This window comes from Mesorhizobium hawassense (genome assembly GCF_003289945.1).
Lineage (GTDB): Bacteria > Pseudomonadota > Alphaproteobacteria > Rhizobiales > Rhizobiaceae > Mesorhizobium > Mesorhizobium hawassense.
Genome location: NZ_QMBP01000008.1, coordinates 51,953 through 73,546, shown reverse-complemented (window position 1 = coordinate 73,546; position 21,594 = coordinate 51,953). Strand labels below are relative to the sequence as shown.

The 21,594-nt window shown below is 59.3% G+C and carries 19 protein-coding genes; 10 read left to right on the top strand and 9 right to left on the bottom strand.

The window, feature by feature from the left end; translation table 11 throughout:
- Window positions 1–65 precede the first annotated feature (65 nt).
- Complete coding sequence (locus tag DPM33_RS17640) at window positions 66–737, bottom strand: FadR/GntR family transcriptional regulator (RefSeq protein WP_112098728.1); 672 nt, start codon at window positions 735–737, stop codon at window positions 66–68.
- 168 nt (window positions 738–905) lie between these two features.
- Between DPM33_RS17640 and DPM33_RS17635 the strand changes: the two genes are divergently transcribed.
- The 6 genes from DPM33_RS17635 (at window position 906) to DPM33_RS17610 (ending at window position 7,694) form a co-directional block, all read left to right on the top strand.
- Entirely contained in the window at window positions 906–1,715 is an 810-nt protein-coding gene (locus DPM33_RS17635; RefSeq protein ID WP_112098727.1) for an ABC transporter substrate-binding protein, read from the top strand.
- A gap of 9 nt (window positions 1,716–1,724) precedes the next feature.
- Complete coding sequence (locus tag DPM33_RS17630; RefSeq protein ID WP_112098726.1) at window positions 1,725–2,504, top strand: amino acid ABC transporter permease; 780 nt, start codon at window positions 1,725–1,727, stop codon at window positions 2,502–2,504.
- Complete coding sequence (locus DPM33_RS17625) at window positions 2,501–3,295, top strand: amino acid ABC transporter ATP-binding protein (RefSeq protein ID WP_112098725.1); 795 nt, start codon at window positions 2,501–2,503, stop codon at window positions 3,293–3,295. Before DPM33_RS17630 ends, DPM33_RS17625 begins: the two co-directional genes overlap by 4 nt.
- Before the next feature lie 11 nt (window positions 3,296–3,306).
- On the top strand, window positions 3,307–4,815 hold the full coding sequence (locus tag DPM33_RS17620; RefSeq protein WP_112098724.1) for an acyl--CoA ligase: 1,509 nt from the start codon (window positions 3,307–3,309) through the stop codon (window positions 4,813–4,815).
- 203 nt (window positions 4,816–5,018) lie between these two features.
- Window positions 5,019–6,602 (top strand): gamma-glutamyltransferase, encoded by a 1,584-nt coding sequence (gene ggt, locus DPM33_RS17615; protein ID WP_112098723.1) that lies wholly within the window; start codon window positions 5,019–5,021, stop codon window positions 6,600–6,602.
- Window positions 6,603–6,716: 114 nt separating this feature from the next.
- Complete coding sequence (locus DPM33_RS17610) at window positions 6,717–7,694, top strand: 2-dehydropantoate 2-reductase (protein ID WP_112098921.1); 978 nt, start codon at window positions 6,717–6,719, stop codon at window positions 7,692–7,694.
- A gap of 118 nt (window positions 7,695–7,812) precedes the next feature.
- Here DPM33_RS17610 and DPM33_RS17605 read toward each other — a convergent pair whose 3' ends face one another.
- The 7 genes from DPM33_RS17605 to DPM33_RS17575 all read right to left on the bottom strand — a co-directional run bounded on the left by DPM33_RS17605 (window position 7,813) and on the right by DPM33_RS17575 (window position 14,919).
- The gene (locus tag DPM33_RS17605) at window positions 7,813–8,178 is read right to left on the bottom strand and encodes a hypothetical protein (RefSeq protein ID WP_112098722.1); all 366 of its coding nucleotides are present in this window, start codon (window positions 8,176–8,178) and stop codon (window positions 7,813–7,815) included.
- Between the two features lie 73 nt (window positions 8,179–8,251).
- On the bottom strand, window positions 8,252–8,746 hold the full coding sequence (locus DPM33_RS17600; RefSeq protein ID WP_112098721.1) for a VOC family protein: 495 nt from the start codon (window positions 8,744–8,746) through the stop codon (window positions 8,252–8,254).
- A gap of 171 nt (window positions 8,747–8,917) precedes the next feature.
- On the bottom strand, window positions 8,918–9,940 hold the full coding sequence (locus DPM33_RS17595) for a histone deacetylase family protein (RefSeq protein WP_112098720.1): 1,023 nt from the start codon (window positions 9,938–9,940) through the stop codon (window positions 8,918–8,920).
- 19 nt (window positions 9,941–9,959) lie between these two features.
- Complete coding sequence (locus DPM33_RS17590) at window positions 9,960–12,380, bottom strand: aminotransferase class III-fold pyridoxal phosphate-dependent enzyme (protein ID WP_112098719.1); 2,421 nt, start codon at window positions 12,378–12,380, stop codon at window positions 9,960–9,962.
- A 36-nt stretch (window positions 12,381–12,416) separates the two neighbouring features.
- Window positions 12,417–13,430, bottom strand: coding sequence for an ATP-binding cassette domain-containing protein (locus DPM33_RS17585; RefSeq protein WP_112098718.1), 1,014 nt, complete (start codon window positions 13,428–13,430; stop codon window positions 12,417–12,419).
- An 18-nt stretch (window positions 13,431–13,448) separates the two neighbouring features.
- A complete protein-coding gene (locus DPM33_RS17580) occupies window positions 13,449–14,213 on the bottom strand; it encodes an SDR family NAD(P)-dependent oxidoreductase (protein ID WP_112098717.1) in 765 nt (254 codons plus the stop codon).
- Window positions 14,197–14,919 carry a GntR family transcriptional regulator gene (locus DPM33_RS17575; protein WP_167449115.1) on the bottom strand — a complete coding sequence of 241 codons (723 nt, stop codon included), beginning with the start codon at window positions 14,917–14,919 and terminating at the stop codon, window positions 14,197–14,199. Before DPM33_RS17575 ends, DPM33_RS17580 begins: the two co-directional genes overlap by 17 nt.
- A 264-nt stretch (window positions 14,920–15,183) precedes the next feature.
- Between DPM33_RS17575 and DPM33_RS17570 the strand changes: the two genes are divergently transcribed.
- The 4 genes from DPM33_RS17570 (at window position 15,184) to DPM33_RS17555 (ending at window position 20,773) form a co-directional block, all read left to right on the top strand.
- A complete protein-coding gene (locus DPM33_RS17570; RefSeq protein ID WP_167449114.1) occupies window positions 15,184–16,035 on the top strand; it encodes an ABC transporter substrate-binding protein in 852 nt (283 codons plus the stop codon).
- On the top strand, window positions 16,014–18,047 hold the full coding sequence (locus DPM33_RS17565; protein ID WP_112098714.1) for an ABC transporter permease: 2,034 nt from the start codon (window positions 16,014–16,016) through the stop codon (window positions 18,045–18,047). The genes DPM33_RS17570 and DPM33_RS17565 overlap by 22 nt, the downstream gene beginning before the upstream one ends.
- A gap of 214 nt (window positions 18,048–18,261) precedes the next feature.
- Window positions 18,262–19,302, top strand: a complete 1,041-nt coding sequence (speB, locus tag DPM33_RS17560) for an agmatinase (protein ID WP_112098713.1) — start codon at window positions 18,262–18,264, stop codon at window positions 19,300–19,302.
- A 40-nt stretch (window positions 19,303–19,342) separates the two neighbouring features.
- Complete coding sequence (locus DPM33_RS17555; protein ID WP_112098712.1) at window positions 19,343–20,773, top strand: aldehyde dehydrogenase family protein; 1,431 nt, start codon at window positions 19,343–19,345, stop codon at window positions 20,771–20,773.
- Between the two features lie 183 nt (window positions 20,774–20,956).
- Here DPM33_RS17555 and DPM33_RS17550 read toward each other — a convergent pair whose 3' ends face one another.
- Window positions 20,957–21,376 carry a hypothetical protein gene (locus DPM33_RS17550; RefSeq protein ID WP_146770274.1) on the bottom strand — a complete coding sequence of 140 codons (420 nt, stop codon included), beginning with the start codon at window positions 21,374–21,376 and terminating at the stop codon, window positions 20,957–20,959.
- Between the last annotated feature and the right edge of the window lie 218 nt (window positions 21,377–21,594).

Genomic DNA, 21,594 nt, shown 5'->3' with positions numbered 1-21,594 from the left:
CAGCGTTCGATCTGGTCGTCCTCTTCCGCGTCGTTGTCCGTCCATCGTCCTGGCCGATGTTCGCTTTACGTGCGGGGATCGAGCAGGCTGCGTGCTACGTCTTCTATATGCGCGCGCATAGCGAATTCCGCTTGGGCGGCGTCGCGACCGCTGATCGCATCCACAATCTTCTTGTGTTGCTGCGCATAGTGCTCCCGCCGCTCCGGCGTGAGGACAGCTTGCCGCAGCTGGCTCCACGTCCTTTGCCGTCTTATCGCGTTGAAGCTATCGAAAATTGAAAGCAGGAGTCGATTGCCTGTGACTAGGCACAGCGCCCGGTGAAACTGCCCGTCCCAGGACTCCCATGCGGCAGGATCTCCGGAAGCTCTTCCCTTCTGAACAAGTCCGATCAGATCGGAAATCTGAAGTTCGCTCGCGCGCAGCGCTGCCATTCGGGCGATCTGAGGTTCGATCGCCAGTCGCGCCTCGAGCGCCTCGGCGGGGCTCGTGTTTGCGGTAACGAACGACAACTGTGCTGGCGCTTTTTCGGGGCGCGTACCAACAAAGGTGCCCTGGCCGACATGACGCCAAATTCGTCCTTCCGCCTCCAGCCGATCAAGCGCCACTCGCAGACCCATACGACTGACGTCTAGCTGACGCGCCAGATCTCGTTCCGGCGGAAGTCGACCCTGCGGCTGGAAGCGATTTCCCCGCAGCATTTCGTCAAGCTTCTGATGGGCGTAGTCGGATCTCTTCATTTAGACCATTCTATATTGGTTTATTTTTATCAGCAAGCGACCACTATGTTGACAGGGCCTATACGTTGGGGAATAGATAGCGAAAATCATAACATAACACTATCGGGATATAGACCAATACACAATGGTCCAAATCGTTGGGCCGATAAAGAAGGGGAAGGTTGTCAGATGTCTCGTGTTTCCAAAACTGCCGGTTGTGCCATCGCGCTCGTCTTCGCGGTTGGCGTTGCTCATGCATCAGAAGTGACGCCGCCGGCGGATATCGCCAAGGCAGGCAAGATTACGTATTGCGCGGAATTCGGAAATCCCCCGCTCGGGTTCTATGATGAAAATCAGGTTCTAGGTGGTCTGGATGTCGATATAGGCACCGAGATCGGCAAGCGGATGGGGGTGAAGGTCGAGTGGAAGGAAACTGCATTCAGCGCGATCATTCCGGCTCTCCTGGCCAAGCAGTGCGATGCCATTCTGTCGCAGCTTTTCGACAAGCCGCAGCGCCGCGAGGTCGTGGACTTCACAAACTACATGTATTCGAGCCAGTCGTTCCTGGTGCCGAAGGGAAACCCGAAGAACATCAAAGGGCTTGAGGATCTTTCAGGCCTCAAGGCGGCTGTGGACAATGGCACGACGATCCAAAGCCTGCTGGACGAACAGAACAAGAAATTCAAGGAGGCTGGAAAACCGGAGGTAACGGTCACGGTCTTCCCCAAGGATTCCGATGCCCGCCAGGCGCTGCAAATTGGCCAGGTCGATGTATACGGAACTACCCTCGAAACAGCTGCTTTCTTCCTCCAGAAGGCCGGCCATATTTTCGACATTGGCGGCGAGCCCTTCGCCAAGATCAAGACCGGCATCGCCACCCGCAAGGGCGAGACCGAGATGCACGATGCCGTTCAGAAGGCCTTCGAATCGATGAAGGCCGACGGCACCTACAAGAAGTTGCTCACGAAATGGGGACTTGAAGGGGACGCCATCGAGTAGGCGGTCACCATGAATTTCGAATGGGGCGTTTTTTGGGAATACCTGTTCCGGCCAAGTTCGGTCTATTTGCACGGTCTGTGGTTGACCTTAAGCATCAGCGTGATCTCCCAAGGCTTCGGAACGCTCCTGGGGCTATTCATAGCCTTGGCCCGGATTTCGAAGCATCACGTTCTACAAGTGCCCGCACGAATTTTCGTTTGGGGTTTTCGCGGCACGCCATTATTGGTGCAGATTGTCTTCATTTACACCGGTTTGGCTGCCGCGAACATTTTCCGTTTCGAGGATATCAATCTCGGTTTCGCCGTCCTTCCCGGCAATATGCAGGCAGGCATTCTTGCGTTGACGCTGAACGAAGCGGCCTACATGGCGGAGATCATTCGAGCGGGGATCAATTCCGTCGCCATAGGCCAGACTGAAGCATCAAAGTCTCTCGGAATGACTTATGGCCTCTACATGCGGCGCATCATCCTGCCGCAGGCAGCGCGCGTAGTTGTCCCGCCACTGGGTAACGAGTTCAACAGCATGCTGAAAAACACAACGCTGTTGAGCGTGATCGGCGTTCCTGAACTTCTGCTCGCAACGCAGATGGTAACCTCTGTGACTTTTCGTGTTTTTGAACTGTATATGGTAGTCGCCTGCTACTATCTGACCCTCACCACGCTCTGGGGCTTCGTCCAGCAGCGTCTCGAGACACGGTTTGGCGATCCTGCCACGGCAGCGTCTCGGAAACTGGGACAAAAAGGATATCGGCGCCTCTTCGGCTTTGGCCAGATTGGAGAACCGCGATGAGCGATGATCCGGCGGCAGAGCCCGTGATTGTCACCGCACGCGGGGTGGAAAAGCACTTCGGTGACCTTCAGGTCCTCAAGGGGATCGATCTTACCGTTCGTAAGGGAGAAGTGGTCGTCATCGTTGGCGCATCGGGCTCGGGCAAGACCACGTTCATACGCTGCATCAATCATCTGGAGCGGATCCAGAAAGGTCGCATCGAGGTCAACGGCCATTTGATTGGCTACCGCGAACGCAACGGTCAGCTTGTGGAAGACAGCGAGCGCAACATTGCCCGCCAGCGTTGCGAGATTGGAATGGTCTTCCAACTGTTCAATCTGTTTCCGCATCTGACGGCTCTCGAAAACATCATCGAAGCGCCCATTCACGTTCGCAAGATCCCGCGTGAAGAAGCGCTCCGAACCGGCCGCGCACTGCTCGCCCGCGTTGGCCTGGCCGAGAAAGAAGATACCTATCCCACGCAACTGTCGGGTGGCCAGCAGCAGCGTGTCGCCATCGCCCGCGCTCTGGCCATGCGTCCTGCGCTCATGCTGTTCGACGAGCCTACCAGTGCACTCGATCCCGAGATGATTGGCGAAGTCCTGGACGTCATGAAGGAACTCGCCCGCGAGGGCATGACCATGATTGTGGTGAGCCACGAGATGGGCTTCGCGCGCGAGGTGGCGAACCGCGTGATCATGATGCACGGCGGCCGTATAATTGAGGACGCTCCTCCGGAGCAATTCTTCACCGCGCCCGCTCATGAAAGAACCGCGGCGTTTTTGTCTCGGGTCATCAGCAGGAAAGAGTGAGAGCGGCAGGCATGGACACGATCCGCGATATTCTGAGTTCCGCTGCCTCGGGGGCCCAAGCAATTGCCGCTCCTGCTCGCCCGGACGTCGCCTTTGAAGAACTGCTGGCTCTTGTCGACCGAACGGTCCTATCGCTCAACAGTCTTGGCGTCGGGAGGGGTGACAAGCTCGCGATCGTTCTTGATAACGGCCCCGAGATGGTTGCCGCCTTCCTCGCCTGCGCAACCGCCTGTACGACAGCTCCACTCAATCCAGCCTATCGCGAGGAGGAGTTCTTCTTTTACCTGGACGATCTCAAGGCGAAGGCGCTTCTCGTCGCAGCCGGCAGCAACAGTCCCGCACTTGCTGCGGCTGCGCGTGTCGGGATACCGATAATCCACCTGAATGCGCGAGAGGACGGTCCAGCGGGGCTCTTCGATCTGTCGGGCACGTCGTCGGCGGCCACCACGCCGGGACCGGCGGATTCTGAGGATGTCGCGCTGGTCCTGCATACTTCGGGGACGACCTCCAGGCCCAAAATAGTGCCGCTCAGCCACACGAACCTCCTGACGTCAGCGGCAAACATCGTACGGACGCTCAACCTTGGGCCCTCAGACCGTTGCCTCAATATTATGCCACTCTTCCATATTCACGGTCTGGTTGCGGCGGTGCTTGCCAGCCTGTCTGCTGGCGGCAGTGTTTTCTGCACGCCCGGCTTCAACGCCCTGAAGTTCTTCGGCTGGATGAACGAGGCTAGGCCGACCTGGTATACGGCCGTGCCGACGATGCACCAAGCGATCCTGGCGCGCAGCAGCGGCAATGCGGAGATTATTGCTGCCAATCCTTTGCGCTTCATCCGTTCGAGCTCGGCCTCTTTGCCGGCACCCGTCTTCGCCGAAATGGAACGGGTGTTCGGGTGTCCGGTAATCGAAGCATATTCGATGACTGAGAACGCCCATCAAATGACATCCAATCAGTTGCCGCCAGGCCAGCGTAAGCCAGGAAGTGTCGGGCTCGCCGCGGGTCCTGAGGTGGCGATCATGTCCGAGGATGGAAGGTTGCTCCCTCTGGGACACGTAGGAGAGATCGTCACACGCGGGGCTAATGTGACGCGTGGCTACGAGAACAACCCGAAGGCCAACTCCGAGGCGTTCACCAACGGATGGTTTCGCACCGGCGATCAGGGTGTGATGGACGATGACGGTTTTCTTCGCCTTACCGGTCGGCTCAAAGAGATCATCAATCGTGGTGGCGAAAAAATCGCCCCGCTCGAGGTCGATGAAGTCCTGATGGCCCACCCGGCGGTCCACCAGGCGGTGACCTTCGCCATACCGCATAACAAGCTTGGTGAGGACGTTGCCGCGGTCATTGTCCTGAGGGAGGGCGCCCAGGCCGGCGAGCGCGATATTCGCGAGTTCGCGGCAGGTCGTCTTGCCGACTTCAAGGTGCCAAGACGTGTGGTCTTTGTGCCCGAAATCCCGAAGGGCGCCACGGGCAAGATGCAGCGCATTGGCCTCGCGGCAAAACTTGGGCTGGCTTAGGCATGGCCAGTAAAGTCTCACGCGCCAGGAGTGATTGCGAAGCCGCGCTCCCTCGCTTCGGGAAAGCGAGTTCGAGGCCCACAGGACGCGAAGCCCAAGCCCGTCGGGACATCTTTCAATTGTAACTGACAAGCAAATTGGAATGACGGCGCGGCTCGCGGCTTGCCCCTTTTCATTCCTACCGTTGCCGATAGGAGAACACCATGCGCGACTTCCAACTTCCTGGCCGCTCTCCGGCGATGGCCATGAACGGCATGGCGGCCACTCACAACCCCCATGCTGCGCGAGTGGCCATTGAGGTGTTGCAAAGTGGAGGTGCTGCAATCGATGCGGCAGTCGCCGCGGCCGCGGTGCTTGCGGTCGTCGAGCCACAGCAAACCGGAATCGGCGGCGACTGCTTTGTCATCATGGCCAAGAATGGCACCGATCAGATCGTTGCCTATAATGGCTCCGGGCGAGCACCGTCCGGGCTTCCGAGTGACGAACTCGCCGTTGGCCAGGGCCAACTTGAGGATTCAAGCCCGCATGCCGTCACTATCCCGGGCGCGATTGATGCGTGGACCCGGCTCGTGGCCGACCATGGACGCAAGGAGATCGGCGAGCTTCTTGCTCCTGCAATTGCCTTTGCGAGGGATGGATTTCCAGTTCATCCTCGGGTGGCGGAAGATTGGGCTTTGGAGGAACCGCGGTTGCGGCGCGACCCCAATGCGACCCGCGTTTTTCTTCCGCGTGGCCGGGCCGCTCGGGCAGGGGAGGTATTTCGCAACCCAGGCCTGGCCGACGCGCTCAGCCTGATCGCCGCCAAAGGCAGAGATGGATTCTACAAGGGGCCAGTGGCTCAGGATATCGTGAGCTATCTGCGCAGCCTGGGCGGCCATCACACCCTTGAAGATTTCGAGATCGCCGCAGGCGAATATGTCGAGCCGGTCCGGACGGATTACCGAGGCATGGAAGTCTGCCAGATTCCGCCCAACAACCAGGGCATCACCGCGCTCCTCATGCTCAACATCCTCGAGGGATTTGATCTCGCGGCGCTCGAGCCGATGAGCGCTGAGCGCCTCCACCTTGAAATCGAAGCGGGCAGGCTGGCCTATCGTGATCGTGATGCTTTTGTCTGCGACACGCGGCATGCCGCATTTCCTGTGAATGAAATCCTGTCCAAGGATTACGCAGCACGCCTGCGAAATGAGATCCGCCGCGATCGAGTGGCAGAGCATCTGCCGCCGCCCCTGATGCGCAAATCGGACACGGTTTACCTGACGGTCGTCGACCGCGATCGCAACTGCGTCAGCTTCATCAATTCCGTCTATTGGGGCTTCGGATCAACCCGGGTCGCGCCGACCTATGGCATAACCCTTCAAAATCGCGGCATGGGCTTTTCGCTCGATCCCACTCATCCCAACGCGATAGGGCCTGGCAAGCGCCCCCTCCACACGATCATGCCCGGGCTCGCCATGAAGGACGGTCGGCCATTCCTTTGCTACGGGGTCATGGGTGGTGACTATCAGCCATTTGGACATACACACGTGTTGACCGGCGTCGTCGACTTCGGGCTCGATCCGCAGGAGGCGATCGATCAGCCCCGCGTCTTCCATTCGCTGGGCGAAACTCAGGTCGAGCGTGGCGTCCCGATCGGTACGGTCGAGGGGCTCAGAAAACTCGGCCATCGGATCGTCCAGCCAATCGAGCCGCTCGGCGGCGGACAAATGATAAAGATCGACTGGTCCGAAGGAGTGCTTATCGGAGGCTCGGATCCGCGCATGGACGGGTGCGCGCTTGGCTATTAGATCGCCGATCCAACACATGTATCAGCCTCTGTCGCGGCCAACCCTTGGAAGCTTGTCGCAAGAGATGGATCGGATGCTGGTGGACTGTCCGACACGGCAACGGAGGATCGGATGATGCGGATCTGCGTGTTCGGCGCCGGAGCGATCGGAGGTCTCGTCGGCGCCAGGCTCGCTGCGCAAGGCGACGCCGAAGTCAGTCTCATCGCCAGGGGCGCCCACCTTGCCGTCTTGCGCGACAAGGGTTTGACACTGAAGTCCGAAGAGGGCGAAACCACCGTCACCGTGCGCGCGACGGATCAAGCCGCGGATCTCGGCCCGCAGGATTATGTCTTCCTGGCTCTCAAGGCTCATTCACTTCCCGGCATCATCCCCAGCTTGAAGCCGCTTCTGGCGCCTGAAACGGCGGTGGTTACGGCGCAGAACGGCGTCCCCTGGTGGTACTTCTACAGGCACGGCGGCGTGCATGAGGGCCGCCGCATCGAGGCTGTCGATCCGAATGGGGTGCTGTGGGAGGCGATCGGACCTCAGCGCGTGATCGGCTGTGTCGTGCATCCGGCCGCCGAAATCGAGTCTCCCGGCGTCATTCGACACATCGAAGGCGATCGGCTGCCGCTAGGCGAGCCTTCAGGCGAGAAGACCGAGCGGACCGCCAATCTGGCCGCTCTCCTCTCCTCGGCGGGATTCAGGGCGCCGGTCCGCCCGCAAATCCGCAACGAGATCTGGGTCAAGCTGTGGGGCAATCTCTCGCTCAATCCGGTCTCCGCTCTGACCGGTGGAAAGCTCGACGAAATTTGCGCCGATCCAGGAACGCGAGTAATCATCCGCGCAATGATGGTCGAAGCGCAGACGATTGGGGAAGCGCTGGGAGCAAGTTTCGGGATCGATGTCGATCGACGTATCGCCGGCGCCGCCGCGGTCGGCGCGCACAAGACATCGATGCTTCAGGATCTGGAACTTGGCCGGCCGATGGAGATCGACGCTCTGGTGACGGCCGTCCAGGAACTGGGCCGTCTTACTGGTCAGGCGACGCCGACGATCGATATCGTCGAGGCGCTCATTCGCCAGCGCGCGAAGCTCGCTGGCTGCCTTTGACGACGTCCGTCAATAGGTCGTTTGATCAGCGATCATTCCTGCTGCCGCCGGCCGGATCACCCTGTGGGATGAAAGCCCGATCGACGCCCAACCGTAACGCGCGGAGAGTTGCTCCATTCTAACCGAAATCTATGTTGCAGCCCCAGGTACTAATTACATTTACCCAGATTTCCAACTTGAGTGTATTTCCTAACTGTGCGTTCCAATTGCTCACGATGTGATCGCATAGCGATTGAAACTTTGGTTGAAAATCGTGATCGCTGGTTGAAATCTTTACCACGACATCTGGAACCGCGGAGGCCTGCACTGCGCTTGAGTTAAATGCAATTGCTGTGCACTGGTTCAACTCGACGATGATATCGTGGTCGGGAACGTTGAAAATCTCCTTCGTCCCCGCATAAAGGATATCCATCACAGAGGTGCTGTGGTCGGTCAGTTTTTTCTGAGCTTCAGTGGATTTGGGAAAAACTTCAATGTAAGCCATTATGGTATATTCCCGCGCCTTTCGCTATTTCTTCATAGAGAAATGAATGTTTTATAATCGGCGTTAAAATAGACTATTTATCACGGATATTTATCTCCATAAGCTCTATTGGGAAGCCAATCGAAGGCTCCATGTCCATCTTTACTTCCCTGGAATATCCAGATGAAAGCGTGTCAGTCACCCGCCAACCGAGTTTTGAGAGCCGCTCCAATTCCGCATCCATATCCGGGGTAAGGAAGCCGACCTCACTCAGATGCCCAATTGGGGCGCCACAACCGGTGTCGTATCCTAGCCATTGTTTTTCGAGCGGCTCCATTAGTTCAAGGTAGAAATTGTCGTTCACCCACGCGCCGCTGACAAAAGCCTCTCCCTTGAATAAATTTCCTTCAACGCGAGTAAAACCTTCTTTGCCGATACCAAAAGACTCAGCCAGCAACTTTTCCGTCTGGTCGATGTCTTCAACCCGGATGCAGACGTGGTTCATGATGAGCCTCTGTTCCTGATGGCACTTTTTAACCAGGCGCATCATTCGGCCCTCGAAGCTCTGTTCGCTGTCTTGATTTTCCATGGTTCAATCCTCCGATGTTCTCGCCAAAGTAAGAAGTATTGTCAAAATCGACCGTCAAACGCCGACAGGCAGCCAATCGCGCCTGTCATCGCCAGCAGCAACTCTCTTCTCGAGGGCATATGCAGTCCGCAGGCCAGGTCAGGCACGACATCCGGTGAGGCACAGGCGCAGCTAACCCCCCGGCGCGACAACATTCAGGACACAGGGACCGATAGCTTCAAGGCAGTACCCCCCTTCGAGCACAAACATGTGCGGGCAGCCCAGGGATGCAACGGTTTCTCCAATCCGGCTGAAATCATCCAGATCCAGGGCCAGACGCCCCGCCGGATCCTTGGCATAGGTATCCACGCCAAGCGCCACCACCACGTAGTCTGGAGAATAGTCTCGCAGCCTCTCGATCGCGGCCGTCAAACCTTCTCGATAGCCCGACCAGTCGGTGCCGGGTCGGAGCGGCACGTTCACGTTGAAGCCTTCTCCGGCCTCGGCACCGATCTCGTCGGCGTAACCAGAGAAATAGGGGTAGTCCACCGCCGGATCGGTGTGGAGAGAGATCGTCAGGACATCGGAGCGGGTCCAGAAGATGTCTTGAGCACCGTTGCCGTGGTGAGCGTCAACATCGAGAATCGCGACCCGAGCGCCATCTCGCGTCAGTTCCTGTGCGGCCAGCGCGGTGTGGTTGGTGTAGCTCGTTCCTCCGCCCATGTCACGGCAGGCATGATGCCCCGGAGGACGAGCCAGGACCAGGCCCGCCGATCCCGAGAGGCGAAGGTCCCTGGCGCCCCGAAGCGAAGCCCCGGCTGCGCCCAGGGTGGCAGGCCACATCGCCGGCGTGATCGTGCTCACGCCATCGAACATGTAGTAGGCGATCTTGCCTTCTATCGCGGTTGGGCATCGAGGCGGCCGGTTGCGGTGCGGCCAGACGAAGCCGACGCCGTCGAGTTCGGTTCCGAACGATCTCGACCACTCATCCCAGGCCCTGGCGAGGAATTCCAGGTAGTCTTCGGAATGAATGGTGCTCAGATCTTGCTTAGATGCGGGTGCGCAGTCCAGGACATCAGTGTGGCCGGCCTGCCGTAAGGCGTCCAGAACAACGACAGTGCGCTTCGCCACATCGAGCGTCGGCACGAACCTGCCAGGGTTGAGTTCGATTTTAGACTGATGCTCCAGGTGAGCATCGCATTTGTAAATTTTCATCTGCTGATTCCCGATTGGCTCAGGCGCTGTTTGCGATCCGAAGATCCGGCGGCACCTCTGAAAGCGCGGTGTTGAGGGCTTCCAGGCAACGGTCGGCGTCGGCGGTGCTGAAGGCCAAGGGCGGCCTTATCTTGATGATGTTTCCCAAGGGGCCCGTCGAGGCAACGAGGACGCCCAGGCTCTTCATCCGCTCACGCACCCAGCGGGCCGCGAGTTTCGCGGGAGCGCGCGATGTCCGGTCGACGACAAGCTCGACCCCAAGGAAAAGACCGCGTCCATGGACGTGCCCGACCAGCTCGTTCGTGCCGATCAAGCCGTCGAGGGATCCCTTGAGATGCGCGCCGACACGCTCGGCGTTGCCTTGCAGGTTCTCGCCCTGCAGCACGTCCAAGGTGGCGTTGGCGACAACCGTGGACACGGTGTTGCCGCCGAAGGTGTTGAAGTAGCCAGAGCGACGTTGGAACTCCAGGGCGATGTCGCGACGCGTCACGAGCGCGGCGATAGGATGCCCGTTGCCCATCGGCTTTCCCATGGTGACTATGTCGGGACGAACACCGAAGGCCTCGAAGCCCCACATATGCGAGCCCGACCGACCGAAGCCCATCTGAACTTCGTCCGCGATGCACAACGCCCCTGCGCGGCTCGCTTTGTCGAAGGCAAGGCCCATGTAGTCCGGCGGCGGGACCAATGCCCCGTTGCCGTCAAAGATCGAGTCGATCAGCAGCGCTGCCGCACCCGGTCCCCTTGCTTCGAGGCGCGACGCCGCCTCGGTCACATGACCGGAGTATCGTTCCCCCAAATCGGCCTCGGCACCTCGATAGATTCCCCTGTAGACATTGGGAGGCGGCACCGCTTCGACCCAGCCCGGCTTGTCCTTGATATCGTATTCCAGCAGCGAGAGCGGCGCGACCACCGATGTGTTGCCATGGTAACTGTTCTCCGTGATGATCACGCCTTCGTTGCCGGTAACCGATCGCGCAATGCGAACCGCCAGGTCGTTGGCTTCCGAGCCAGTACAGACAAAGATCCAGGTATCCAGGCCTTCTGGGAGGGTTGCCGTCAGCCGCTCTCCGAGCCGCAGGATCTCTCGATGAAGATAGCGGGAGTTGGTGTTGAGCGTGGCCGCCTGCCGGGCGAGCGCCTCAACGACATAGGGATGGCAATGCCCCACATTGGCGACGTTGTTGTAACAATCCAGGTACTCCGTCCCGGAGGCGTCGAAGAGTTTTGTGCCGCGACCGCGCACGAGTTCTAGCGGCTCGTTGTAGAACGTATAGGTCTCGCCCAAGACGGATTGCCGGCGTGAGATCAGGGCTCCGATATCGCTCGAACTCTGTTTCACCACGGGCGATGGGATCGGAGCGGGCACCACGGACGGTGTCATCGAGGCGACGAACGCGTCGTTGTCGATGTGGGCGAGGCGGGATACGGCGGCCGAATAGAGCGATTGCAATTCGTCGAGTTGCTGGTCATTCCGGCCGTTGACGACGGCCTGGTAGCGGACCAGTCCGATTTGCAGGATCAGCCGGGCCAGCACCAGATCCTTGAGCACCGCAAGATCGGCGGCCTCCAGCGGCATATGCATTTGGTAGCCGCGCACGATGGCTGCCGCGGCCGCAACCGGCTCCGGACTCCAGTGGATGAAAGACGCCACCGCGACCGCCAGGTCCTGTGCGACCGTCCCATAGACCATGTCGCCAAAATCGATAACACCCACAACTTCGAGCGAAGGCTCGGCCCGGACCAGGACGTTGCTCTCGTGGAAATCATTGTAGATGACCTGGGATCGGAGGCCCGGTAGCGCCGGCAGCGTTGATCCGGCGAAGCGTTCCAGCGCCCGGTCGACGTCCTGGCGAATTTCATCGGGGATATGGTCGCGCAGCCAGTCACCAAGGACCAGGCCGTTTCCCAGATCCCAAGGCATTGCGCGAAGGGCGCCGCGATGATTGAAGCCCTGAAGCGCGCGTGCGAGGCGGCCTTGGGCCGCGCCCAGACTTAGGAGGTCGTCGGTGGACAGATTGAAGCCTCGCCGGCTCAACAGATCCATGACAGTTTCACCTGCGACGAACGAGAGAACCCGCACAGCATGCTTTCCTCCCTCTCCGTCCGCAATGCCGGAAAGCAGATCATCTTCAAGGGTCCTGCGAACCCGCGGGACCTGGATAGCCGGATCTACCTGCTCGATATGTTCAAGTGCTTTTGCCTGAAAGATGAGACCTTCCTCATCCTCTTCGAGGGATGCGATCTTGACGACAAACCTTTCGCCTGCCGCGGTGGCGAGACGATAATTCTGTTCTCTTTCCCCTCCCAGCTGACGCCATTCGCCTGACAGTCCGTAACGGTCGAGCACATGGTCCGCGATCGGCTTCAGGTCCAGTTGCGGTGCCTTGATGCTACTCAGGAGCGAGCGTACTTCAGCCTCGGTGAGTGTCGTTTGCATGATCGAAATGGTACCTCGATTTCGACGCCCGGCCAGCTAAGCCGTCATGGCAGACGTGAGCGCGTCGCCCAGATCCTGGCGTCTCATGAAGCCTACCGGCTTGCCCGTGGAATTGCCGAAGGCGATCACGCTGGCCCCGCCCTGGAATGCTTCCGCGACTTTTCGGAGCGTCGCCTCAGCCGCAAGCTGCACGTCGAACGCGTCCGGCTCTCCACGCTGCATGAAATTGTCCGCGGTCAGTATTCGGCTGCGTTCCGCGCTCGCGGTGAATGCTCTCACATAGGAATCCGCGGGGTTCAGGATCAGTTCGGCCGCGCTGCCCGTCTGGACGAGCTGGCCCTTGCGCAAAAGAGCGATGCGGTCGCCGACGCGTGCAGCCTCGTTGAAGTCGTGGGTCACGAACACTGCCGTCTTGGACAGCGTTTTCTGTAACCTGAGAATTTCGTCCTGCATCTCTTCACGAATGAGCGGGTCTAGCGCCGAGAACGGCTCGTCCAGCAGCCAGAGGCTCGGATTGGTGGACAAACTGCGGGCAATGCCGACGCGTTGCTGCTGGCCTCCGGAGAGCTCATGCGGGTAGTGATCCTCTTTGCCGGACAGCCCGACAAGACCGATCATATCGAGTGCCTTTTGCCTCCGCTCAGTTGCGCGCACGCCTTGGATCTCCAGTGGCAGCTCCACATTGCCGACCACCGTGCGGTGGGGAAGCAGCGCGAAATTCTGGAACACCATGCTCATATGGGAACGGCGCAGCAGTTGCAGGCTCTTGTCAGGCACGGCGCGCAGGTCCTGACCCTCGAAGCGCAACTCGCCGGCCGTCGGCTCCACCAGACGCGTCAAGCATCTCAGCAGGGTGGACTTTCCGGATCCGGAAAGTCCCATGATGACCAGGATTTCGCCCTTCGCCACGGAGAGATCGATGTCGGCCAAGGCGACGAAACCGCCGCGCTGCTCCACCGAGGAGATGTTCTCGCCCGGGGACAGCTCGGGATCGATACTATGCGCCTTGGCCGTTCCGTAAATCTTCCAAAGGTTCTTGCAGCTCAACATGGCTATCCCCGCTCGTACTCAGCCCAGTTCCCTGGCTTCGTTCAACATGATTGCGTCAGAGGAGGTATAGCCGCCATCGACGGTGATGCTCGTGCCCGAGACGAAACTGGCCCGGTCGGATAGAAGGAAGGCGACCACGCCAGCGACTTCCTCCGGCTTTCCGTCTCGCCCAAGCGGTGTAACCGACGCTGATCCCGAGGACGCCCCAGTCGTCATGTCGGTTTGGATCCATCCCGGCGAGACCGCGTTGGCGCGGATGTTTCGGGAGCCGAAATTGCATGCGAGGCTCTTGGTCAGATTGACCATCGCCGCTTTGGAGGCAGCGTAAGCCATACTTGCGTAGGAGCCGACGAACGCGTCGGTGGACGCGACCAGAACCACCGATCCTCCTGACACGATCTGCTTCTGCAGTCCAAGCGTCAGCCGCAACGCTGCATTCAGATTGACTTCGAAGGTACGGTCCCAGATCGAAATGTCATATTCGGTAAATTTCTCGAACTTCACGATTCCCGCATTGTGGACGATGCCCCGAAGTTGGACGCCCTTGAGGCGTCGCATCAACTCGTCCTGACTCTGTCGCGCACCCGCATCGAAATGGTGAAGCGTGACTTTGCGCCCCAGCTTCTCGCCATACGAAACGAGGGTCTCTGCGGCTGCAGAATCGTTCAGGTAGGTGGCATGCACATCGTAGCCGTCTCCAAGCAACATTTCTGCCGTCGCTCGCCCGATACCGCGGGATGCGCCGGTGACCAGCGCGATCGGAGCTTTAGTTGGACTCGACATATTGTTCCTCGATTTTCTTTTTGACTTTTGGTTTCAGTTTCTGGTCCTGATCCATTTCAAGGAACAGGTTCACGCCTTTGCAGGCATACTGCAGGGCCGAGGTCAGAATCTCCTTGGCGCTGGCCGCGTCAGCCGCCTCCAAAGCGTCAATGATCGCAACCAGGGCCGCATTCAGTCGCGTGACCATGCCCTTTTCCTCGAAGGCCTCCCGCGACGGCGGCGCGGTCTTGATCCAGACGCTTTCGATCATCTCGATGAGCGCCTGAGATTCCCCTCGCACATAGATTTTCATCAAAAGGCCGTTGAACCGACGGGCGTACCCAACGGTGTCGCCGGCCTCGATGTCGCGCTGCATGCACTCGGCTTCGCTTCGGAGCGCCTGGATCGTTTCATTCGATATGCGCGCGGCGGCCCTCTCCAAGGCCAGGCATTCGAGGCTCACCGAGATTTCAAGGTATTCGTTGAAGCTCTGCCGGGAAACGAAGGGGACGCGCGCCGACCGCTTTTCCTCGATGATGAGAATGCCGTCTTCGCCGAGGCGCCGGAACGCCGTGCGGACCGGCATCGGGCTGACGCCCAGTTCGGCAGCGACATCACGGATCTTCAGGCGCTGACCGGCCCTCCAGCGGCACTCAAGGATATCCTGCCGGACAAGCTTGTACACACGGTCCGACGCGGTCGTGCTTTGCTCGTCCTTCTTCGTCATATGTGACCTATTTGTGATATCTGACATTCCCGCCGATGCCTCATTTATCCCGATAATCTTTGGCAATGCAACCTCCATTTTCCAATTTTGTGATTGACATGTGATAAGAAGTGCGCCCTATTTTGGCTCATCGGTCATTTGAAAGGGTGTCTCGCCATGCGGTTTCCACTCTCATCAGTCATGTTGGCGTCTGCGCTTTGCGCCAGTGTGTGCATTTCTTCCGGGACGGCGCTAGCAGCCGCGGAGTCCCAGGATCCGGTACGGATGGCGGTCGTTAGTGCGCCCGACGCGGACTTCATCACGAACGTGTTCGGGACCTTGCTCAAGAAGGCCGGATACAACATCCAGTACGTCCATACCGACTACACGGCGCAGTTCACGGCCATAGAGCTCGGCGACCTCGAGATCAGTCCCGCAATCTGGTCGTCTTCTCCCGAGCTGATCGCAGCTGCACTTGCGTCTGGCTCTGTGACGAAGGTGGGGTCGGTCGGCGTCAAGATCAGGGAGACCTGGTGGTACCCCAACTATGTTGCCGAGCTATGTCCGGGACTGCCGGACTGGAAGGCGCTCAAGAATCCTGCCTGCATCAAAGCACTGTCCAATCCCGAGACGGATGGAAAGATCAATTATCTCGGAACACCGGCGGACTTTGATGCCGATGACGAGCGCCGCATCGCAGCACTGGGCCTCGACGTCCATATAACCTTGCCGGGCACCATGGCGGCCATGGTCGCCACGATGCAGGGCGCAATCGAGCGGAAAAAACCGATCATCGGATTTGGTTTCGTGCCTCACTGGCTGTACGGCTCCGGCGTCGGCACCTTTGTCGATTTCCCGCCCTATGAGGACGCGTGCCGCAGCGATCCCGCCTGGGGCGTCAACCCCGATCTCGTGGGTGACTGCGCGTTGCCCACCGGAGATATCATCGAGTTGATCAACAATGACTTCGCCAAGCGAGAGCCCAACGTAACCGGTCTCTTGAAGAAATTTGTTCTGACCAATGACGATGTAGCATGGGGTATCCTCAAGCAGGATAAGGGCGGGCTTACTCCCGAAGCTGCCGCGGCTGAGTGGATTTCCGCCAACGAGAAAACGTGGTCGCCGTGGCTTCAATAGGCTTCGGCGCGACATCGGTGACGCCGCTGCTTCGCCCCAAATGGCTGCGGAGCAGCCGTTTGTGGGTGGCATTCGGCCTTATTTTGCTGCTCGCCGCCTATGTCGGGCGGGGTGTGCTGCCCGAAGGGTTGTATGTATGGCCGACGCAATGGCTGTTGCCATTGCTCAAGATGTCCAATGATGTGCTCAACCAGTTGCTTCGCCGAACTGAAGTTTTTGGCGAGCCACTCCGGATGTGGACGCGCGCGGGCGGGGAGGCGATCGGTCTTCCGATGCGTGGCCTTCAGAACCTATTGACCACCGGCTGGACCTTTCCGGGAAGCACCCCCGCCGAAACGCTTACGCTGCCGCCATTGTCGTGGGTGTCGGTCGTTCTTGCGGCAACCTACCTGGGTTGGCTCGCCGGCGGGCGTCGCCTGGCGGTCCTGGCCTTCGCTACTTTCGCGTATTTTCTTATCTTCGACCTTTGGGCTGCAGCAACATTGACGCTCGCATCCGTGGCTTTTGCAATCGTCGTCGGCGTGGTCTTTGGCCTGGTGCTTGGCGTGATGCTGTTTCGCTGGGGTTGGCTTGAAGCTGTATTGAACCCCGTCTTCGATGTCATGCAGACGATTCCGCCATTTAGCTATCTGGTGCCGGTCCTGATCCTCTTCGGCTTCGGCCCCGTCGCCGCACTCGTGGCAACGCTGATCTTCGCCTTGCCGCCGATGGCGCGAGCGGTGGTCTATGGCCTGCGCCGGCTACCGGACCATGCGTTCGAACTGTCCAGCATGACCGGCGCCTCCCGCTGGCAGGGCACGTCGAAGATACTCTTGCCAAGCGCGAGGGACGACCTCCTCCTGGGGGTCAATCAACTGGTGATGATGGCGCTGGCTATGGTCATTCTGGCTTCCATGATCGGCGCAGGTGGTCTGGGAGCGGAAGTGCTTCGCGCGATCCAATCCCTCAAGATCGGTCGCGGTTTGGAGGCGGGGATTGCGATAACTCTTCTCGCCGTCCTGCTCTACGGCTACGGACATTCCATCGCCGTGCGTCGGCCTTCTCATCTGTCTCGACCGCAACCGGTGAGGCACCTCGCGATCCTAGCCGCCATCCTGATCATTCCGACGGTCGCGGGAATCGCAATCGCACCTCTGGCGCAATATCCCGCCGCCTTGACGATCTCGACCGCCGATTTCTGGTCACGCGTCATCAGCTGGCTGAACAGCAATTGGGGCGATGGTTTCGAAGCCACCCGGTTGATCATCACGCTCGGCGTCATCCGGCCCTTGTTGACGATACTGAGAGATCTCGGCTGGGCGTCGATTGCTGCCTGCATCCTGTGTTTCGGTTTCGCGTTGCGGCGGCCCTCTCTTGCTGTCTTGTCTTGCGCCACACTCGTCCTCATCGCCGCCATCGGCTATTGGGACAAGTTGCTGATCACTTTCAATCTGGTGACGGTCGGAACGCTGCTCTCGCTTTTTGTCGGAGCGCCTTTGGGAATATGGGCCGGGTCTTCTCGCCGCGTACACGCGGTGTCGGAGGTTGTCGTCACGACCCTGCAGACGTTGCCTTCCTTCGTATACCTGGTGCCGGTCGTGATGCTTCTGGGTCCGGGCGATGCAACCGCGGTGATTGCCATTGCCCTCTACTCCGTGGCGACGACGGTCCGATACACCGACCATGCAATCCGCAATGTCGATCCGGCCACGATCGAAGCCGCGGTGGCGTTCGGGGCAACCCCACTTCAAACGTTCTGGAAGGTTCGTCTGCCTCTTGCCCGACCTGGTCTGATGCTGGGTCTCAACCAGACCATTCTCATGTGCGTTGGGATGGTGGTCATCACGGCGCTTGTTGGCTCGCAGGGGCTTGAACTGGAGACCGTGGATGCCATCGCCCGCGTCGAGGCCGGCAGAGGATTGGTTGCGGGCCTCGCAATTTCCGCGCTGGCAATCATCCTGGACCGTTATGTCGGCGCGGTCGCGCAGAGCTTGAACGCACCGGGGTCGTCAACCCGCGCCAAATCATCATGATCATCCACGCTACGGCTGCGGAAATGAGCGTTGAGGCTGGCCCACAAGAGAAACATTGAAGGCTGCGTCCGCGGGAAGGGCACGGCTGATCGGAGCCAGCGGAGAAGCAAGGGCAAGGGCAAGTCATTCCGGGCCTGATGGCGGGACGCGCCGTCGGCCAGTTTCATGTCTTTTGATACTTGGGCACAAAGCGACACAAGGAGAGGGTTTCGCAATGGTTGAGTTTAATGAGCGCCTTGCAGCGCTGCGGGCGCAGTTCGCCGACAGTCTCGAGTTTCATGATCCAAAATTTCGCAAGGTCGGTGAGAAGATATTCAGCGGGGGAACCCGTCTGGCGCCGTATTCCGGCATCTCAACCTTTGCCAGCCTGCCATTGAAGACAATCGATTTCAACGCGCCGGACTTCGGCGAACTCCAGGTGGCGGTGGTCGGCGTGCCAATGGACCTTGGCGTAAGCAACCGTCCCGGATCGCGTTTCGGGCCGCGGGCGATACGGGCAATCGAGCGGATTGGGCCGTACAATCATGTCCTCGAATGCGCTCCTGCGTTCGATCTCAGGATCGCCGACATAGGCGACGTTCCTTTCAAAAGCCGCTATCGCCTGGAGCAAAGTCACGATGATATCCAGACGGCGATTGCGACGGTCGTCGCTGCGGGCGTAATTCCCGTCTCGGTTGGAGGCGATCACTCGATCACTCATCCTATCCTGAGGGCCGTCGGCCGCGATCGCCCTGTTGGATTGATTCATATCGATGCGCATTGCGACACCGGCGGCCCCTTCGATCAGACCAAGTTCCATCACGGCGGCCCGATGCGTAACGCGGTCCTGGACGGCGTGCTCGATCCCGCCCGGACAATCCAGATCGGGATTCGCGGCCCCTCGGAGTATTTGTGGGAATTCTCCTATGCCTCCGGCATGACGGTCATCCACGCCGAAGAAATTTCGGGCCTTGCAATCAAAGCCGTGATCCGCAAGGCGAGGGAGATTGTCGGCGACGGCCCGACCTACCTTTCTTTTGATGTCGACAGCGTCGATCCGGCCTTCGCGCCGGGGACAGGCACTCCAGAGATTGGCGGGCTCACGACGCGCGAGGTGTTGGAGCTGATCAGGGGACTGAAGGGCGTCAATCTTGTCGGCGCAGACGTGGTCGAAGTGGCTCCGCAATACGATGCGACAACCAACACAGCGCAGGTCGGGGCTCAGGTGCTCTTTGAAATTCTGAGCCTGCTGACGTTTAGCCCTTCGCTCGCATGAGTCGGCCGTGAGCCTTTTCGAATTGCGCAGGAGCGTTGTCATGCTCGACAAGCGGAAGTTCTATATTGGTGGCGAGTGGGTATCCCCAATCGCGGCGCTGGACCTGGAAGTCCTCAACCCGGCAACCGAAAAGCCGATTGCCGCCATTTCCATGGGTTCGAAAGAGGATATCGCCAAGGCTGTCGAGGCAGCAAAGACTGCGTTCGCGTCCTACAGCCGAACTACTCTTGAAGAGCGACTCCGGTTGCTCGAAAGATTTCTGGCTATTTACAAGCGTCGTTACGACGAGATGGCGGAAACGATCACTTTGGAGCTTGGCGCCCCAATCACCATGAGCCGCGAGCAGCAGGCCGATGTCGGTGTTGGCCATCTGCAGGGGTTCATCGATGCGCTGCGCGATCTGAAAGTTCGCGAGGCGCTGCCGAATGGCGATATCGTTCTGCGAGAACCTATCGGCGTCTGTGGTCTGATAACGCCATGGAATTGGCCGATCAATCAAATCGCACTGAAGGTGCTGCCCGCCCTCGCGACAGGGTGCACCTGCATCCTGAAGCCCAGCGAATTCACGCCTCTCAATGCCATGTTGTATGCCGAGATGATTGATGAGGCAGGCTTTCCCTCGGGTGTCTTCAATTTGGTCAATGGTGGCGCCGATTGTGGCGCGGCACTTTCGAAGCACAAGGACGTCGACATGATGTCCTTCACAGGCTCAACGAGGGCAGGGATCGCAGTCAGCAAAGATGCCGCCGACACAGTAAAAAGAGTGACTCTGGAACTTGGTGGCAAGTCCCCGAACATCGTTTTCGAAGATGCGGATCTCGAAGAGCGCATTTCCGCCAGCGTCGCTGACTGCTTTAACAACTCAGGGCAGTCTTGCGATGCGCCGACGCGCCTTCTCGTGCAGCGCTCGGTCTATCAACGGTCAATCGAGATCGCGCGTCGCGCCGGCCTGGCTGCCGAAGTTGGAGATCCCATGAAGGAAGGACCCCACATTGGGCCTCTGGCGAGCGCCATTCAATTCGACCGTGTGCAAACCTTGATCAATGCTGCGATCGACGAAGGTGCGAACCTGATTGTCGGCGGACCAGGCAAACCGCAAGGCCTCGAGACTGGCTACTTCGTAAAGCCAACGATCTTTGTCGACGTCGACAACGAGATGCGTATTGCGCGGGAAGAGGTTTTCGGGCCGGTTCTTGCGATTATTCCTTTTGACAGCGAAGAAGAAGCCATCATGATGGCGAACGACACGACATACGGCCTTGCCGCCTATGTGCAAACCGGCGATCCGACGAGAGCGGAAAGAGTTGCTTCGCGTCTGCGAGCCGGCATGGTGCATATCAACGGGGCGCCGCACCGCTACGGAAGTCCATTTGGCGGCTACAAGCAGTCGGGGAATGGCCGCGAGGGCGGCAAGTTTGGCCTTGAAGACTTTCAAGAAGTAAAAGCAATTCATAAACCTGAGCCAGCCTGAGGTTTTGATTGCCAATTTGGACTGACCCGCCCGCGATACAATTCTCAGGTATCTACGCGGGCGGTGTCGAACCGAAGTTCGCGTGCCGGGTTGCCTTACGGGCAATGGGGCGCTTAAACTCCTGGACGTCATGGCGAAGTCGACGCAACCGTTGCTGGCAACATCATAGAGCTGAAACAGCTCTTAGTTGCTCGAACGAAGAGCGTTGTCCACATGCGGGGACAGGCCGATCTCATCGGCCTTGAAGTACCCGCAGGCCGCAAGGGCGCTGCGAAGATGTGCCTTCTCCCCGAGGTGAAAAAGGACAATGGGAAAACTCGAGATGCCCGCCAGTCCCTCAGGCTCGCATCCGGTGGCATGGCCGTGAAGTTGGCTCGGCGAGGAGAAATCGCCTACGCTCAGCACCAGGAACCAGGTCGACCGGCGGTGCCGCTTTTCCTGTACCTGGCCGAACAGTTTGCCGTAGCGGGTGAACGCCGTTCCCTCATAGACCATCCGGCGGGGCAATGAGATCGCTGGTCGCGCATAGCGCTCAATCTGCTTGATGATCAGGCCGCGCGGCGTTGCCGTCAGGCGCAGCAAGTTGCGGTAGTAGAGATCCACTTTCGGATCTGGGCGGAACAACTGACTGGGATCCGTCGGACGAGGTCCACAGCGTCTTTCCGGAGACCGACGGATTTCCTGCAAGGACGGTTTTGGGATCAAGGTGCTGAGGCGGAAGGGTGGCTTCGCGAGCCACCAATGCAAAAGCGTCAATCAATAGGTCGATCTCCATCGCGCTCGTTGGGCATGCGGTGCAGGCGAGTTTGCCCGATCGGCCC